Here is a 17,941-nt window from a genome sequence, read left to right as displayed (position 1 = left end):
CAGGTTATAGCGCCAAGCCGATAACCTATGTGCCTGAATGAATGCGTAAAATAGCGGCCTTTTACGCGAATCACGCAAAGGTGCCCCTTGAGCGCAGGCAAAGCCGTCGGACTGTTACTCCTCACCTCAATGCTGGCGGCGTGCGGCACCTCGCCGCCACGCACGCCGAATGATCTGTGCGGCATCTTCCGTGAAAAGGACGACTGGTACGACGCTGCCAAAGTCACGCAAAAGCGCTGGGGTGTGCCGATCCAGGTGCCGTTCGCGATCATGTACCAGGAGTCCGGTTTCCATCAGGACGCCCTGGCCCCGCGCAAATATTTGCTGTGGATCATTCCCTGGGGCCGCGTCTCTACCGCCGCCGGCTATGCCCAGGCCAAGGATGAAGTGTGGAACGACTACCGCAAAAGCACGGGCCGCAGCGGCGCCAGTCGCCAGGACTTCGACGACGCCATCGACTTTATCGGCTGGTACATGGACAAGACCTACACCATCAACGGCGTGTACAAATACGACGCCTACGGCCAGTACCTGAACTACCACGAGGGCTGGGGCGGTTACCGCCAGCGCACTTACGCCGCCAAAGCCTGGCTGCCGCCGGTGGCCAGCAAAGTGCAGGCGCGTTCGCAGATGTACGCGGCGCAATATGCAGGCTGCAAGAATGATTTGGGGCGAGGGTTCTGGAGCCGGTTCTGGCATTGGCTGTAAACAACGGCGCGACCCGGCCACTCGTTGAAGGCTCAACGATGTAGCCGTGGCGCGGGAAAAAGCACGCTCGCCACTATCTATCTAACACCGCGCGTACCGGCCGCTCTCCATGCTGATGCCTCTTTCATCGCATGGAGCCACGACCAATGAGCACCGCCGTTTCTGTCACATCCGTTCCTTCTTTCAGCGAGATCAAGGGTTACCTCAACCAGATCGGCCATCACGTCTTTGAGCACCCGGCGCCGCTGTTGCCCGAGCAACCAGTCGGCGCCGAGCAGGCGTATTTGCAGCGTTTGCACCGCACGCTACGAAGCCACTTCGAGGCGCTCGCTACCGCGCTGCGCGCGTTGTATCAGCCCCTGGCAACCGCCGACCTGCAGCATGCCGACGGCAAGGCATTGCTGGCGCGTCTGCGGCGCGAGTTGAACGCTCAAGTGCACGCGGTGCAAGCGCGCAGCGTGATCAGTGGCAAAGGGCTGCGCAGTTTCCTCAGCGACGAAGCGGGCATTACCGCGTTGGAGCAGGAGGCGCAGCGTGACCTCAACGACCGGCTGCTGCACCCGCAGATGGCGCGCCAGATCACGCAGATTTCACTGGGCCCGGCGTTTCGTCCCGGGCTGTATGCGCTGACTTTTACCTACCAGGCGCGGCGTATTGAGTTCGCCGGGGCGTTTGTGCTGACCACGCTCAATCATCCAGGCGTGAATTCGCTGACCGGCGGCGAATCGGTCGGCAACGTGCTGATGTTCAACCCGCTGCGCGGGATCGAGTCCTTCAACTCGCTGGAAGAACTCGACCGTTACCTGCTGAACGCCATGGACAACGCGGCGTGGCGCAGCGAATTCATGGCGTTGCTGCCCAGACGCTACCAGTCCCTGGGCCCGGCCGGCATCTGGCCGCTGGCGCTGGAACCGATCGACGCGGAGCCGCTGTTCGAGCACACGGTTGACGCGTTGACGGCCAAGCGTGAGCAGGATATCGACTGGGCGCTCGACCTGGTGGAGAACCCGGGGCGCACGGCACGCGAGGTGGTCGCTGACCTCGATCAGGCCATCCAGGCGACGCTGCCCGACCTCGGCCCGCGCCTGGCGTTGCACGCCCAGCGCCTGCTTGACCGCTGCTTGCGCTACAGCGCCCCGGATTGGTACCGCAGCGCCAATACTGCGCAACGAACCCTTCTGGCCCAGTTGCTGGCCCGCTATAACCAGGCGCGCGCGACGATGCTCGACCTGTTGGGCCCGGCTGCCACGCCGCCGGCCCTGGCGCGTTATCAAGTGCTCGAGCACTTGGCCGACGAACTGGATATCCACGATCTGGACCCGGATCTGCTGCAGGTCCGCACAGGGCGTAGCGTGGCGGGTGTGGGCGACTATGAGCAGCAGCTAAGCCTGACCCTGTTGGCCTTGCGCGGGTTGCACGAGGGCGATGATGCGCCGGGGTCGGACTTCCTCACCAGAACCACGTTGACCTATGACCAGACGCCGCTGGGCGCTGAGTATCAGGACCTGACGCCGGCCTACCTGGCGAGTTTGCTGGGCCGCCTGCAACCGCGTCTGGCGTTTGCAGCCGTGCAGAAAGAAAGTCACACCAGCCCGGTGGTCAAGCAGGCGATCGAATCGATGTTCGACCACCGGCTCAACGCCCTGGCGTACACGGCATTGTTGCAAAACCATGTGAGCGAGGCCGACTACGGATTGATCCAGGCGCTGCGCGAGGGCTCCGGCGAGAACCTCAGTGCGGCTACCGTGTCGCTGCATGAGGCACAGCTCAATGGGGTGTGGCTGCTGCGCCAGACGGACGCGAAGGGTGCGGTCAAACGCTTGTTGCTGTGCACGCCCGAAGCCCCCAGCGCGACGCAGTTCCAGGCATTTGACTGCGAGGCCAGCTGCAAGGCGCACCTGCTTGGCTGGTGCACCCAGCCCGCCATGAAGGGGTATGTCATCCGTACACTGGCGTTGCGTTTCCGCCCGTCCATGCAACGGATTCTCACGGGCCTGAGCCTCAAGCCGCATGCGCAGGAGTACCACGAGGTCAGGTTCACCTTTTTTTCCGATTACGCCAGCGGTCTCAACGCCATGGCGCACCACATGCTGGCTACGCTGGACGACGACCGCACATTCGCCACGCCGCTATGGTTCAGTTCCGCCAGCCAGGCGCAGCGCCAGACCCTCACCGGCCTGGCGCAGGACGCCGAGGGCGCCTTGCGCACTTACACTGCCGATCCGCACGGCCAGGCGTTGTTCCCGACCTTTGCGACCTTTGTGCATGAGCAGGCCAAACTTCGCCTGAATGCGCTGCTCGGGCGTGCCGCGCAAGACGTCGACCCCAATACGGTCCACGTCCATTATCCCCAGGCGTTTCCCGGGCTTACGACGCCGGACTCCGTCACGTACACCCGATTGTTGCGCGACGGTTATCACGACAGCGTGGGGTTTCTGGACCCCAAGTTTGAAACCTCGGCGACCTTTACCGGCCCAGCCGGCGTCGACCTCAGGCGCTTGACGCCTGAAGCCGTATCGCGCTCGGTGCGGGGCGTGTGGATCGGCCAGCGCTATGTCGACCTGGTGCGCAACACCCTGCAAAGCCCCAGCAGCCCCGGCTATGTATTCCGACGTAACGCAACGCTGGCCATCAGCCAATTGCAGATGCGCAACGCTGCGCTCGAATCACGCCTGCAAGGCCACCTCTCCCAGGCTGACCTGGACTGGCTGAACACCTGCCTGCAGAGCCTGGGCAATACCTCGGCCCAGGTGCGCGAAAGTTACCAGGTGCACCGGCTGTTCGTGGACGGCGAATGGGTGATCGACACCTTCCTGTTCAAGCGCGGGCATGACCCGGTGCTGCTGTACACCCCGAATGCGCCGGATGGCGTCACCTTTCGCCATGCACGCCTGTTCAACTATGTGTTGAAACACGTGGATGGCATGGTCGGTTACCTCGCCGAGCGGGTGGGCACGCAGGCACAGGCCCGGGTGCTTGGGTTTCTGGAGAACGCCAGAAAACAACTGCCGCAAATCCTGGATCGCAGCCATCCCAGCCCTGGCCGGTATGATCCGATCAGTCGTGAGACGGTGGTGATCAACCTGCGCCAGGCGCTGTACGACGCCAAGTTGCAGCGCAAGATAGACGACGTCGAGGCAACCTTCGTCAACCGTGCGCACATGATCATGGACCTGGTGTGGAGCGTTATCGAACCCCTCGTTGCCGTCGCCACCGCGCCTTACCCGGTGCTGAGCCTGAGCCTGGGCATGCTGCTGGCTTTCAAGGATGGGATGCTCGCGCTGCACGCGTATAACCAAGGGCAGATGGGTGAAGCCTTCGGGCACTACCTTGGCTACCTGCTCAACAGCGCCGGCGCGGTATTCACCGATTTGCGCCCGGCGCTGATCAGCCCGCTGGGCAAGCCGATACGTCCGCTGCGGCATACCGCGCCGCAGGAACAGGCGTTGTCGTTGATCAAGCAATTGGAGGCGCCAACGCCGGCCCTCGATGATCTGCAAGCGGTGATGTTCCAAGGCCAGGCGTTATGGACCCGCAAAACGCCCGACGCTCTGGGGCGTTTCCTGCTGCTCAGGCAGGATGCTGCAACCGGGCATTTGCAGTCCACTGGCAGGCTGGTCCAGCGTAATACTTAAGGCCAGTGGAGGCGTGCCGGTGTTACGGGCGGTGCCCCCAAATATGAAAAACTGCCCGTCGCCGCCAGCCCGCTGGAGCGTTACGAAACCCCGCAGGCGCTGTTGAAAGACCTTGAGCATGTGGTGACCCCTGGCGCCGTGGAGGCGGCCTTCGCGCGCATCGCCGACCCGTATGGCGAACAGGTCGCCAGGGATATCATGGGCAAGCAGCTGTTCCACCTGCGCGCGCCGTATGGCACGGCAGTGGACAACCTGACCCGTGACGCCAACGCTTACTTTGATGCCTTGGCCCCGATTGTGCCCCGGGCCGATGTACTGAGTGTTGAGCCTGACGCCCTGCATGAGGTCATCCTGCAAAAGCTGCTCAGTGAAAGCAAAGGGCTGGTGATCGGCGCGAGTGTGGATTCGATTGCCAGCAAGCAGTTCCTGATCGATACCCTGCAAACCTTGCATGAGCGTGGCGTGCGGCGTCTGTACATCGAGTACCTGCCCGCCGATGTGTTTCGGGTCAAGCTGCAAACACGCCACAGCGCCAAGGCGTCGAAGAGCATCGACACGCACCTCAAGAGCGTCGATAAAGCGTTGGGCATGCCCAAGGACAGCGCCTATTCCTATCAGGCGCTGGTGCAGGCGGCGTCTGACAACGGCATCGAGGTAAGGGCACTGGATGCGTCCACTTCCTACTATCTGGACGATGCGTTGGCGGGAGGCACCACCTCGGTGCTCACGCCTCGGGAGAACCGGCTGCGCAACTTCTATTCACACAAGGTGATCGCCGCCGACGTGGCGGCCCACCCTGACGACAGTTGGGTGGCGCTGGTGGATCACCGGCGCATGAGTACCCACGGGCAAGTCCCTGGCCTGGCCGATCTGCACAGCGCCGTGAGCCTGCGTGTCGAGGATGTCAGCGTTGGCACGCCGGTCGGGGTGTGGAAGGACACACCCGGCTCGATTCCCGACGATGCGTTGGCCAAGGCTGATTTCAGGATCACCCTGCAGACCGCTTACTCCCAGCCCCAGGCGCAGGCGTTGGCGCCCCCGGCGCAGCACGGTTACAGTGTGTTCGAAATGCCCTGCGCGCTGCGTGAAGCGTTGCGCACGCTGAAAGACTCGCCAAAGGGTCTGGATTCGCGGTACTTCCCCGGCAACCCAGCGCTTCGACCGGCCTACGCGGCCTTCCAACGGACTCGCGAACGTCTCGACGCGGCGGCCGGCGCGCACTTCAAAACCTATGCGTCGCCCGCCAGCGCGCCGCAGCCACAGCTGGCGCCGGGCCTCACCGTGCGGGAGTTCTTCGAGCGCGCCTACGCCCATTCAAACGGGGTATTGATCGGCGAGGCGCACAGCCTGCAATCGAGCAAGGCGCTGTTGATCAAGGAATTGAAGACCATGAAGGTCAAGACGCTCTATGTTGAGCACCTGCTGACGGACCTGCATCAGGGGGACCTTGATGCCTTGTACCAAGGCAGTCCGATGTCCAAGGCGCTCAAGGACTATCTGCGGATACAGGACCGTGGGCACATGCTGGGCTATAAAGGGCCGCACACTTACGCCGCGGTGATCGAAACGGCCGCCAAGTACAAGATTCGCGTGCGTGCGCTGGATTGCTTCGCCAGTTACTGCGTCGATGGCATGCCGGATAAAGCGACGTCGCGCACGGCGATGTTCAGCTATTTTGCCAATGAGGTCATCACTCAGGATCAAGTTGCCCATGGCCCGCATCGCTGGGTGGCGTTGATGGGCAACACCCACACCGACACGTTCCTGGGCGTGCCTGGCCTGGCAAGGTTGCAGGGCGCCATCAGCCTGCATGTCAACGAAGTGGCGCCCAGCCAGCCTGTCGGCTTGCGGGTGGGAAAATGGGAGGCGGCCAACAAGCCCCTGCGCCCCGATGAATGGGTAGCCATGCGCAGTGACTTTGCCCTTGATGTCGCGGTGGCCGGCCGCACACCGCCGGAGGCGTTCAAGCCCGCCGACCGCTCACGTCTGAGGCACACCGGGCATTTTTTGATCGAGCGTCCGACGCCCGACCAGACGCTGCTGGTGCATCGCTCGCGCAGCGGCGACATCGTCACCACGCCGATTCAGGTGGATGAGCGCGGGCACTTCTTTATTGATCGGTGGGCGCCGCTCCAACACGAGCGCTATCTTTATCAATTCCATTTGATCGAGGCGCTGCAACTCCACATGGGCTTGCGCCCGGCGCCTTAAGTGGCTGCGAGCGGGCAGGGGGCATTGCTGCCCGCACTTTGTTGGGCCGTGCGCAGGTACTTGCCAAACGCCGGTGATTCTGGGAAAACGCCCACTTTCTGGTATTCAACGAGCACCCCATGAGCAACCAAGACCTTCAGATCACTGACATCCGCCTGGGCGACGGTAAAACCGTGGTCAAGGGCGCACTGATCACCACCCAATACACCGGCACCCTGGAAGACGGCACGGTGTTCGATTCCTCCTGGGAACGCGGCAAGCCGTTTCAGTGTGTGATCGGCACCGGACGCGTGATCAAAGGCTGGGACCAAGGCTTGATGGGCATGCGCGTTGGCGGTGTACGCACATTGTATGTACCGGCGCACCTGGCGTATGGCGAGCGTTCGATGGGCGCGCACATCAAACCCAACAGCAATCTGCGTTTTGAAATCGAGTTGCTGGAAGTGCTGACGCGCGATGACTGAGGGAAAATGAACATGGACGTTGATGTTGAGGCGCTGCCGGGCTGCTGCGTCGCGGGCATCCGGGTGGTCGAATTGCTGGGCAGCGATGCGGCTGAGCTGCAGCATTTTTTCGAACAGGCGCCGGCCTATTTCATCGCGGTCAATGGCGAGCCGGCCACGCCGACTGAAGCGCGCGAAGAACTGCAGGGTTATTTGCCGGCAGGGTGGCGCTGCAGCCGGATGTACTGGCTGGGTTACCGCGATGCGCAGGATCAGTTGGTCGCCGTGGTGAACATTGCCGCGGACTTGCTCGCCGCCGGGGTCTGGCATATCGGATTGCTGCTGGTGCATACGCGTTTGCACGGCACCGGGCTTGCGCGACAGTTGCATGCCGATCTCGAATCCTGGGCGGCGAGCAAAGGCGCCCAATGGCTGCGGCTGACGGTGGTGGTCGGCAACACCAGGGCCGAGCGGTTCTGGCCCAAGCTTGGGTATGTGCAGGTGCGTACCCGCGAGGGCATCACGATGGGGCGACAGGTGAATACAGTGTCGATTCAGGTCAAGGCAGTGGCGGGTGGCCGGATGGATGAATACCTGGAGAAGGTCGAGCGCGATCGGCCGGGTACGCCGTCATAACCGGTGTACATAAACCTGGTGCACAGGGGCCATTTCACTCTCATCTTTGATCGGGGTGACGTCCGGAGAAGGGTTCCTGAACTCACCCTGAAGAAGCGGCCTGTTCGTCATCGGTAAACTTTCCTACGGTTTACTCACGCGAAAACGCGGCGTAAACTCCGCGCGTTTTCATCAATAGCGGAGACCCTCAGTGGGTACTTGTTCGAGTGACAGTTGTCGGCCGGTTTCAGTAACCGGCACATCCTTGGCAAGATAACGCGCATTCTTCCTGTGCCGTTGTCTCGCCTGAAAAAAGCGAGAAGCGGCATTCCGGCAGCGGCCAGTCCTGGCACCTGCCTGCATCCCTCTCATCGACGCTGACCAGCACCTGAAAGCATTCAGGCTGCTACGGACGCGCCTGCCTTTTACGGTGGGCGGGCCAAGCTGACTGTGCCGGTCAAACCGGTGCGGCGCACACGGTCGTACCTGCACGAAGGTTTCCTCGCGCAGGAGTTACACCATGCATCTCATACGGCTCAGGGCGTTCTTCGCCGGCTTGCTGCGGACCGGGCCTGTCGCTCGTGCGAGGGTGTCAGCACCCGTAATGCCACTGCCTTGCGCGTGCAGTACGGTCTCAATGAGGTCGAGCACGAGCAGGCTGCTGGTGCGGCGAGTGCCCGTGTGGCACCCATTCAACCGGCTGCCGACCCGGACGCTGATCGTGCGCATGATCCGCACCTCAAACATCCCGTTTCTGCACAGTCGCTGACCCAGGCGGGGAAGGGTTTCTATATCTGTAAGTTTGGCTGGCAATAAACAGGGAGGATTTCCTATGCAAGCAATCAACAACATCAACCTCAATTCCTTGGTCGATACGGTCGTCAGCCTCAGCGCGGCGTTTATCCTCGGTGGCTTGATCGGCTTCGAGCGTCAGTACCGCCAACGCACGGCGGGTTTGCGCACCAATGTGCTGGTGGCCGTGGGCGCGGCGATTTTTGTCGACATGGCCAACCGGCTGGGCGGCGCGGAAGGCGCGGTTCGGGTGGTCGCGTATGTGGTCTCGGGCATCGGCTTTCTGGGCGCTGGCGTGATCATGCGCGAAGAAGGCAACGTGCGCGGGCTCAACACTGCCGCCACCCTCTGGGCCTCGGCAGCCGTGGGTGCTTGTGCGGGCGCCGACCTGATCCTCGAAGCGTTGCTGGGCACGCTGTTTGTGCTGGCGGCGAACACGCTGCTGCGCCCGATCGTCAACAACATCAACCGTCAGCCTCTGGACGTGGTGTCGGCAGAGGTGACCAACATCCTCTATGTCATCGCGCGGCGCAGCCAGCAACAGGCGGTGATGGTGTTGCTCGAAGCCGAGCTGGCGCGCTGCAACTACCCGGCGAGCGACGTTGACGTTCGGCCATTTGGCAGTGAGGAAGTGGAGATCGAGGCCACCCTGGTCGCCACCTCGGTAGACGGCGACGAACTGGATGCGCTGGTAGCGCGTATTTCCACATCGACCCTGGTGGTGCAGGCCTTCTGGAGCCCGAGTACCACTGATTGACCGGCGCGCCTCACGCATGACCAGGCGCTGGCTTGGTCATGTTTCGTGAGGAAAAGTCCTACATACGCTTGGGACTATCCCTTCCGATGAAACGTCATTTCGTTGCTAAGGTTGCGCGCTTGCAGCTAGCCGGCGGCATCGGTTTGGCTGTACGTGTTCGGCCGGTTTCAATCGAAGGGACCAGGAACAGCCTGGTTATTGTCCTGAGTAGGTGCAGCACCGCTGGTCGGCACTGTCATTTCTCACAGGTACCTGTGTCCCGTGTCATGTGTAAGGGTACTTATCCTCTCAGGGGAGTTTTATGACTAAAGCGCTAATAGTTGATGATCATCCGTTTATCCGTAAAACCGTCCGGCACCTGCTGACGCTGGAAGGGTTCACCGAAATCGATGAAGCGGGCAACGGTGCGGACGCTGTGCAGAAGGCCAGAGAGGGGCGTCCGGCGTTGATCATTCTTGATTTGGCCATCCCGAAGCTGGGGGGGCTTGAGGTGATCAGCCGGGTCAAGGCGTTGGGGCTGCCGTGCAAGATTCTGGTACTGACTTCGTACCTTCCGGAGTTTTTTTCGGCGCGTTGCATGCGTGCCGGGGCCATGGGGTTCGTGGCCAAGACCGGTGAGCTCGATGAGCTGCAAAAGGCTATCAAAGCGGTGATGTCCAACTACAGTTGCTTCCCCAGCTTGCCGAGCAGTTCGGTGCGCCGTGACGATCTGCAGTCCACGGAACAGGAACTGGTGCAAGCCCTTTCAGATCGCGAGTTGGCGGTGTTGCAGATGCTGGCCCTGGGCTTGGGCAATAACGAAATTGCCAATCAGATGTTACTCAGCCACAAGACCATCAGCACCTATAAAACGCGACTCAAGGAGAAGCTGCGCATGTCGTCTGTGGTCCACATGGCCAAGTTTGCACAGCGTAATCATCTGATCTGATTCGACATGATCCTTGCGCCGATGCGGCGGTTCATCATTGCGCTGTTGATGGGCGTGCTGCCGATGATCGCCAGTGCCCTTGATCAGCCGCAAAACCTGCGCCTGCTGGGGCACTCCAGCCTCAATGGCCACTCCGTAACGCTGGGCGAAGCCGACTGGCAGTGGTTGCGGGGGCGGCGTGTGTTGCTGATGGGCGTTTCCGCGCCCGACTACGGGCCCTTCGAACTGACCAACAACAACGACGAAATCGAAGGCATCACGGCGGACTATGCCGGGTTGCTCGCCCAGGCGCTGAATATCAGCGTTGAAGTGCGGCGCTACGACACCCGCGATGAGGTGCTCGAAGCCCTTAAGCAAGGCGCCATTGACCTGCTTGGGACGTCCAATGGTTTTGAGGCGGGCGACCCGCAACTGGTGCTTTCGCGTTCTTACGCCAATGACCAGCCGGTGCTGGTTACCCGCACCGGCGACAGCCAATCCCTGAGTGTCGGCCTCGCAGGCAAGCGCATCGCCATGCTCTATCACTACATGCCGCCCGACGTGGTAGAGGCTTTTTACCCCAAGGCCCACGTGGAGCTGTTTCCGTCTATTTTCGAAGCCATTGGCGCCGTCGCGTTCGGTCGCGCCGATGTCTACCTGGGCGACGCCATCTCTGCCAATTACCAGATCAACCGCAACCACTTGAACAATGTGCAAATGGCGGATTTTTCCACGCTGGAATCCAATTCCTTCGCCTTTGCCGTGCTCCGGGACAACACGCGCTTGCTGCGCATCGTCAACACTGCGCTGAGGGCTATCCCGGCGAACGAACAGATGGAAATATTGCGTCGCTGGAACGGTGACAACCTGGGCCTGCTCGGTGCCGAGCGGTTGCACTTGAGCACCAGTGAGCAGCGTTGGCTGGAGAAACACCCGCGGGTCAGGGTAGTGGCGTCCGAACAGATGCTGCCGTTGGCGTCCTTCACCGCACAAGGGCGACTGGAGGGTTTGAGTGCCGATGTACTGTCGCGGATCAGCCTGCGTACCGGCTTGAAGTTCGATGTCGTGTCCGGCGGCTCGATGCCTCAGCAGATTGACGCGGTCAGTACAGGCCGCGCCGACATGATGGCGGTGGTAACGCCCAGTATCGAAGGCTCTGATCAGGTGCGCTTTACCCGACCCTACCTGACCAACCCCGTGGTGCTGGTCACCCGCAATGACGACCCCGGCACGATGACTCTGGAGGACATGGTCGGCAAACGCCTCGCGATCAGCAGTGGCAATGCCGTGCGCGACGTCATCAACCGCGATTACCCGGGGATTAACTTTGTGACGGCGCGAAACCCCACCGAAGCCATGGCGCTGGTGGCCAGCGGCGCTGCCGAAGGGGCAGTCAACTCATTGATCAATGCGCGTTACCTGATCGCCCAGCAGTACCGCGACCGCTTGCGCGTGACCAGTACCGTCGGCGCCGAGCCGGCACGCATGACGTTCGGCGTCAATCGCGGCCAGCTGGAGCTGTACTCGATACTCGACAAAGCGTTGCTGAGTATCCCTCCGCAGGAGATGGATGAGCTGGTCAGCCAATGGCGCACGGATGTGATCATTGAAGACCATTGGTTGCGTCACCGCAGCGCGATCATTCAAGGCTTTGGCCTGGCGGCGTTGTTGCTGCTGATCACCTCCGGCTGGGCGATTTACCTGCGCAGCCTGATCCGCAAGCGCGCGCAGGCGGAACGGGCGTTGAGCGACCAGATGCGTTTTATGGGCGTATTGATCGACGGCACGCCCTATCCCATTTATGTGCGCGACCGCCAGGGCCGGCTGATGGCGTGCAACAGCGCTTACCTGGACGTGTTCGGCTTCAAGGCCGAGGCGGTGATCGGCAAGACCGTGATAGAAGCCGACAGCGGCAACCCTGCGCAGTCGCGGTCCTTCCATGAGGATTACCTGCGGTTGATGGCGCGCGGCGAGCCGCAGATCAATGACCGGCTACTCACGTTGCCGAGTGGCAAGGTGCTGACCATTTACCACTGGATGCTGCCGTACCGTGATGGGGACGAAAACGTGGTGGGCATGATTGCCGGCTGGGTGGATGTGAGCGAACGCCAACGGCTGTTGGGCCAGTTGCAGGAGGCCAAGGAAGACGCCGATGCCGCCAACCGCGCCAAGACCACGTTTCTGGCAACCATGAGCCATGAGATTCGCACACCGATGAACGCGGTGATCGGCATGATTGAACTGGCGCTCGCCAACGCCGAACAGGGGCGCGTCGACCGCGATGCCCTGGAGGTCGCCTCGGTTGCGTCGCGCGGCATGCTGGAGCTGATTGGCGATATTCTGGACATTTCCCGGATCGAATCCGGTCACTTGTCCCTGACCCTGGCGCCGGCCAATCTGCATGAATTGCTCACCTCGGTGGCGCGGGTGTTCGAGGGGCTGGCGCGAACCAAAGGCCTGGCGTTGCAGGTGGAACTCGACCCGCTGATTGATTATCCGGTGTTGATCGACTCCTTGCGGTTCAAGCAGGTGGTGTCCAACCTGCTGAGCAATGCGATCAAGTTCACGGCCCAGGGCCAGGTACGTCTGGGCGGGCGCAGTGCATCGGGGTATGACACTGGCCATCTGGACCTCGTGTTATGGGTGGAAGACACCGGCATTGGCATCAGCAGTGAAGACCAGCAGCGTCTGTTCAACCCGTTTTTCCAGGGCAGCAACACCGAACAATCAGCGCGCAGCGGCTCGGGGCTTGGGCTGGTGATCAGCCGCAGCCTGTGTGAAATGCTGGGCGGCACGCTGCAGTTGAGCAGTGTGCCCGGGCAGGGCACGCGCGTGGACATGACGTTGACGTTGGCCAGGGCCACCGCAGCGCCGGTCGAGCGTGCCGGGCCGGCGCCAGTGGCCCGACCGGGCCGTGTACTGAGCATTTTGGTGGTCGACGACTACCCGGCCAATCGCTTGCTGCTGGCGCGCCAATTGCGCTTTCTGGGGCATCGCATCACCCTGGCCGAAGACGGTGTGCAAGGGCTTGAATGCTGGCAAGCCGAGCACCCGGATGTGGTGATCACCGATTGCAACATGCCCCTCAAGAATGGCTACACCTTGGCGCGTGATATCCGCGCGCAGGAGCGTGCTCAAGGCTTGGTGCCGTGCTTGCTGCTGGGCTTTACCGCTAACGCGCAACCGGAGGAAACCGAGCGCTGCCGACAGGCAGGCATGGATACGTGCTTGTTCAAACCCGCAGGTCTTGAGGACTTGCGCTCGGCACTGGCTGCGCTTGCGACCAGCCCAGGGGTATCAGACGTTGAGCAGGCATTTGATTTGAGCGCCCTGATCACGCTGACGGGGGACGATGACGCGGCGCTCCATGAACTGTTGATACCCTTGCTCTCAAGCCTTGAGGCAGACCGCGCGCTGCTGCCGGTGCTGCACCGCCAATTGAATTTTCACGAACTGCATGACCTCGCCCACCGCGCCAAGGGCGGCGCACGGCTGGTCAAGGCGCACACGCTGATAACCCGTTGCGAAACGCTTGAGGAGGTGTGTCAACGCCAGGAGGGCGACGCACTGGGCATGGCGGTTGAAGCGGTAGGCGAAGCCCTCGACGATCTGCATCGGCGGCTGAGCAGTTTTACGCTCGGCGCTGAGCGCGGTTGATGGCCGTTCAGTGGATTTGGGAGAACTCCTACATCAAGGGGGAACATACCTGATTTTGTCTTCGGGATATGTCTGGAAAATGGGCCACGCTCACTGACGAGCACAGCCTGCCCAGGGGTTTGCCATGCCGAACAAAGCACTGACCATCCTGATTGCCGATGAACAGCACCTGCAACGGCTGTACATCGAAAAAATGCTCAACCAACTGGGGTACCACCGGATTGTTCCGGTGCAAACCCTTGAAGAAGTGGAGGTTCTTACCGCCATCCCGGCCGAGCCATTCGACGTACTGATCATTAATGCGGGGTTGGCGGCCCAGGCCGGCGAGCCGCAGCCCCAGGTGCGCCATGTACTGGTTTATGACCATCAGGACCTGGATATTCCAGGCGGCGTACCGCCGACGCTGCTGGTCCGGCTGCCCGGCATGCCGGACACCGTCAACCTTGAGCACTTCATGGACATCATCGACCCGCCCGAGGCCCACCGGGGCCTGCGGGTATTGCCGTGGCTGCGGGAGCTATCCCGCACGCCGGCGGCCGGGGTTTAGTCCCATTTCGGGGCGATGCCTTTAGGGCTGGTCAGGCGATGGCCGCGCTCCAGACCGGCGATCTGCGCCATGTCGGCGGCGCTCAGGGTCAATTGCAGGGCCTTGAGGTTGCTGTCCAGATTGGCGCGCTTGGTTGACGACGGAATCACCGCATAGCCCAATTGCATGGCCCACGCGAGGGTCACTTGCGCCGCAGTGGCTTGGTGGCGTTCGGCGATCTGCTGGATTACCGGGTCTTTGAGCACTTCGCCGTAGGCCAGGGTCATGTACGACGTAATCTGGATACCGTGGGCGGTGGCGAAATCCACCACCTTCTGGTTTTGCAGGTAGGGGTGCAGTTCGACCTGGTTGGTGGCGATGTTTTCGGCGCCCACCGCAGCAATCGCCTGCTTCATCAGGTCGATGGTGAAGTTGGAAATCCCGATCTGGCGCGTCAGGCCCAGGCGCTTGGCTTCCAGCAACTGGCCCATGAATTGGGCGACAGGCACCTGGTCTTCCGGCGACGGCCAGTGGATCAGGGTCAGGTCCAGGTAGTCGGTCTTCAGTTTGCGCAGGCTTTCACGCAGGCTGGGAATCAACTGGCCCTCGGCGAAATTGGCGATCCAGATCTTGCTGGTGATGAACAGTTCATCACGTGGCACGCCGCTGGCGGCAATGGCTTGGCCGACATCCGCTTCATTCTCGTAGATCTGCGCGGTATCGATGACCCGGTAGCCCAGTTCCAGGCCCGTGCTCACAGAGTCGATTACCACTTGGCCTTGCAGGCGGAAGGTGCCAAGGCCGAAGGCGGGAACGTTTTGCGTAGGGATAGACATCTGTAACTCCTGAAGGGGGGTGAACAATGGAGTCGAGTATCCACCCGACGTTCCTTTGGAAAAACCGCCGATCCCGAAAAGGACTCTTTACCAGAAGTCACGAGTCTCGCCGCGATAAAAAATGCGGCTTCACTTGCCACAGGTGGGCGCCGCACGGTATTCCAGAACACCCATTGTCAGCCCGGAACATGCCATGACCCAACACTTGACCGAATACGCCGACGCCAGCCCCGAGGTGCGCGCGGTGTATGACGACATCATGCAGACGCGCAAGGTTGACCAGGTGAATAACTTCTGGAAATGCCTGGCCGCCCACCCGCCGACCCTGCGCCGCACCTGGGAAAGCCTCAAGGAAATCATGGCCCCCGGCGCACTGGACCCGCTGACCAAGGAGTTGCTCTACGTGGCCGTCAGCGTGACCAACAATTGCCCCTATTGCATCGCCTCCCACACGGCCGCCGCGCGCAAGGCCGGTATGACGGACGCGATGTTCGGCGAGTTGCAGGCGGTGGTTGGCATGGCCAATCAAACCAACCGCCTGGCCACCGGTTATCGCGTGCCGGTCGATGAGGTATTCAAGTGGCCGTGACATTGCTCAGCGGTCGAACCACGCCAGCAATACCGTCACGTTATCCCGCCCGGCGTATTCGCGGGTGAGGTCGATCAGGCGTTGGCACGCGGTTTCCAGCGTGTCGCGACGGGCCATGGCGAGGACCTGAAGCATTTCCTGGTGGGGCACGCAGCCGTGCAAGCCGTCGCTGCACAGCATCATCAGATCACCCGGTTGCACGGGTTGCACACGCACTTGCGGCTCCACCCGTGGTGCGGGGCCAACGGCTTGCAGCAACAGATTACGCGCGGGCAGCCGGTCGACCTTGCCGGCTTCGAGGGCTTGCTGGTACCAGGTCTGATCGCGGGTCAGCAGGCTCAACTCGCCGTCGCGGTAGCGGTACAGGCGGCTGTCGCCCACGTGAAATATCAGCAGCGGCCCTTCACCCTGTGGGCGCCACACGCCGGTGAGGGTGGTGCCCATGCCGCTGCCTTCGCTCATGTGACGGGCCACGTTTTGCTGGTAGACGCAGTGGTTCACCTGATCAATGGCGTTGTGCAGCAGGCTGGCGGCTTGCATGTCCGGGTCCGACCAGGTGGCGTCCGGGTCGGCGCCGTCATTGACCACCTCGACACTGTGAGCCTTGAGCGCCTGGCGCAAACGGGTGAGTGCCTCGGCGCTGGCCAACGCACCCGCTTCGTGACCGCCCATGCCGTCAGCCACGGCCAGCAGCCCCATGGCCGGCTCAATCAGGAAGTTGTCTTCATTGCGCTGGCGCACCGAACCGACATCACTGACCCCATAAGCAACCGCAGAGGCCAGACAATGAGGCCCGCAGGCGCTGAGTGGAGAATCGGTCATGGAAGGGGCTCGAAGCTGTTGAGGAACGCCAGGCGCTGGGCCTCGCTCTCGATGTGCTCGGCCAGCTGTTGCAGGAACGGCTGGCGCAGTGAGGTGGCGCGCAGGGCGCGGCTGACCACGATGCGAGCAATGGGGCCGATCAGCACGGCCAGGCGTTTCTCCGCCATGTGTGAGAGGGCCGGGTCAATAGGCTCCGGCATTGCTTCGGTGACGCTGGTGACGGTTGCGGGCAACTCGACAGCGGTGGGTTCGCTGACGGGCTCGACGGCTGTCGGTGGGTTGAGCCGCAAGAACAATGACTGGCTGGCGCGGGTGAATTGCTCACGGCCGCGCTCGGACGGAATGTGCGGCAGCAGCGCCGCGCAAATCGCGTCGAAATCGTCCGCGCCATTCAGGCTTTTACGCACCAGAAAGCGCGCCAGTGGCCCGATCTGATGGGACAGCAGCGACTCCAGCTCAGGCATCACCGCGAGCTTCCACGGGGTGAGCGTCTCCACGGCTTGCGTCATGGCGACCGTGGCGCTGGGCAGGTGGTTGACGCCACTGCTCAGCGGCGGGTTCGGCCGCATCAGCACGGTGCGATCGTCGTCGATCTCGGCGTTGATCCAGGTGCCGGTGGTGGTGCCCGGCAAGGCTTCCAGGTCGTCAAGAAATGCCTGTGCCGAGGGGTAGCGTGCGGCGGGGCGTTTGGCCAGCGCGCGCACGATCACGCTGTCCAGCGCCGGGTCCAGCGCCAGGTTCAGGCTCGATGGCGCCACCGGGGTCTGGTTGAGAATTTGCTGCATGACCATGGTCGCCGAGCCCGAGAACGGGCGCTCGCCGGTGAGCAATTGGTACAGCACAATGCCGGCGGAAAACACATCGGAACGCCCGTCAATCACGTCGCCGCAGAACTGCTCAGGTGACATGTAGCTGGGCGTGCCGATCATCGAGCCGGTCTGGGTCAGCGTGGAGGAATCCAGACGAGCCACGCCGAAGTCGGTGACCTTGACCTTGCCTTCGGCCGTGATCAGCAGGTTGGCGGGCTTGATGTCGCGGTGCACCACGCCTTTGGAGTGGGCGTATTCCAATGCCGACAGCAACTGGCGCATCCAGCCGAGGCTGTGGCTCAGGTCGCGCGGCGTTGGCGCCGCCAGCAACGTATTGAGGGGTGTGCCTTCAACGAACTCCATGGCGATGTACGCCGAGCCTTCGTCCTCGCCGTAGTCGTACACGCCGACGATGTTGGGGTGCATCAGCCGGCCGGCCGCCTGGGCTTCGTTCTTGAAGCGGCTGACCAACTCGGCGTGCTGGCTGTCACCGAACAGTTCCTTGCGGATCGTCTTGAGCGCCACGGTGCGGGCGATGTTCGGGTCGTACGCCTTGTATACCGTGCCCATCGCGCCTTTGCCGAGCACGCTGTCGATGCGGTATTTGCCCAGTTGTTCAAGCATGATCGCGGAC

General features: G+C 62.1%; 13 protein-coding genes. 10 read left to right on the top strand and 3 right to left on the bottom strand.

What is annotated here, in order from left to right; translation table 11 throughout:
• Nucleotides 1-87: 87 nt before the first annotated feature.
• From AACV02_RS15780 to AACV02_RS15740, 9 genes are all read left to right on the top strand, one after another.
• Nucleotides 88-708, top strand: coding sequence for a transglycosylase SLT domain-containing protein (locus AACV02_RS15780; RefSeq protein ID WP_119735503.1), 621 nt, complete (start codon nt 88-90; stop codon nt 706-708).
• Nucleotides 709-854: 146 nt separating this feature from the next.
• Nucleotides 855-4,343 carry a dermonecrotic toxin domain-containing protein gene (locus AACV02_RS15775; protein ID WP_119735502.1) on the top strand — a complete coding sequence of 1,163 codons (3,489 nt, stop codon included), beginning with the start codon at nt 855-857 and terminating at the stop codon, nt 4,341-4,343.
• Between the two features lie 102 nt (nt 4,344-4,445).
• The gene (locus tag AACV02_RS15770; protein ID WP_119735501.1) at nt 4,446-6,554 is read left to right on the top strand and encodes a membrane-targeted effector domain-containing toxin; all 2,109 of its coding nucleotides are present in this window, start codon (nt 4,446-4,448) and stop codon (nt 6,552-6,554) included.
• A 119-nt stretch (nt 6,555-6,673) separates the two neighbouring features.
• Nucleotides 6,674-7,018, top strand: coding sequence for an FKBP-type peptidyl-prolyl cis-trans isomerase (locus AACV02_RS15765; RefSeq protein ID WP_119735500.1), 345 nt, complete (start codon nt 6,674-6,676; stop codon nt 7,016-7,018).
• A 12-nt stretch (nt 7,019-7,030) separates the two neighbouring features.
• On the top strand, nt 7,031-7,633 hold the full coding sequence (locus tag AACV02_RS15760; protein ID WP_119735523.1) for a GNAT family N-acetyltransferase: 603 nt from the start codon (nt 7,031-7,033) through the stop codon (nt 7,631-7,633).
• Between the two features lie 811 nt (nt 7,634-8,444).
• Nucleotides 8,445-9,161, top strand: coding sequence for an MgtC/SapB family protein (locus AACV02_RS15755; protein WP_119735498.1), 717 nt, complete (start codon nt 8,445-8,447; stop codon nt 9,159-9,161).
• Nucleotides 9,162-9,462: 301 nt separating this feature from the next.
• On the top strand, nt 9,463-10,089 hold the full coding sequence (locus AACV02_RS15750; protein ID WP_106579958.1) for a response regulator transcription factor: 627 nt from the start codon (nt 9,463-9,465) through the stop codon (nt 10,087-10,089).
• Nucleotides 10,090-10,095: 6 nt separating this feature from the next.
• Nucleotides 10,096-13,725 (top strand): transporter substrate-binding domain-containing protein, encoded by a 3,630-nt coding sequence (locus AACV02_RS15745; RefSeq protein WP_119735497.1) that lies wholly within the window; start codon nt 10,096-10,098, stop codon nt 13,723-13,725.
• A 124-nt stretch (nt 13,726-13,849) separates the two neighbouring features.
• Nucleotides 13,850-14,272, top strand: coding sequence for a chemotaxis protein CheY (locus AACV02_RS15740; RefSeq protein ID WP_106579960.1), 423 nt, complete (start codon nt 13,850-13,852; stop codon nt 14,270-14,272).
• On the opposite strand, the gene dkgB is transcribed toward AACV02_RS15740, so the two are convergent.
• The gene (gene dkgB / locus AACV02_RS15735) at nt 14,269-15,087 is read right to left on the bottom strand and encodes a 2,5-didehydrogluconate reductase DkgB (protein WP_119735496.1); all 819 of its coding nucleotides are present in this window, start codon (nt 15,085-15,087) and stop codon (nt 14,269-14,271) included. The two genes, AACV02_RS15740 and dkgB, sit on opposite strands and share 4 nt — an antisense overlap.
• A gap of 193 nt (nt 15,088-15,280) precedes the next feature.
• Here dkgB and AACV02_RS15730 point away from each other — a divergent pair, with 193 nt between their 5' ends.
• Entirely contained in the window at nt 15,281-15,676 is a 396-nt protein-coding gene (locus tag AACV02_RS15730; RefSeq protein ID WP_106579962.1) for a carboxymuconolactone decarboxylase family protein, read from the top strand.
• 6 nt (nt 15,677-15,682) lie between these two features.
• On the opposite strand, the gene AACV02_RS15725 is transcribed toward AACV02_RS15730, so the two are convergent.
• The gene (locus AACV02_RS15725; protein WP_106579963.1) at nt 15,683-16,498 is read right to left on the bottom strand and encodes a PP2C family protein-serine/threonine phosphatase; all 816 of its coding nucleotides are present in this window, start codon (nt 16,496-16,498) and stop codon (nt 15,683-15,685) included.
• A complete protein-coding gene (locus tag AACV02_RS15720) occupies nt 16,495-17,931 on the bottom strand; it encodes a serine/threonine-protein kinase (protein WP_119735495.1) in 1,437 nt (478 codons plus the stop codon). The genes AACV02_RS15725 and AACV02_RS15720 overlap by 4 nt, the downstream gene beginning before the upstream one ends.
• Between the last annotated feature and the right edge of the window lie 10 nt (nt 17,932-17,941).

Origin of the sequence: Pseudomonas sp. Larv2_ips (assembly GCF_963879675.1) — a bacterium.
GTDB lineage: Bacteria > Pseudomonadota > Gammaproteobacteria > Pseudomonadales > Pseudomonadaceae > Aquipseudomonas.
Note: the sequence above shows the minus strand (reverse complement) of the source record. Positions and strands in the feature narration are given on the sequence as shown.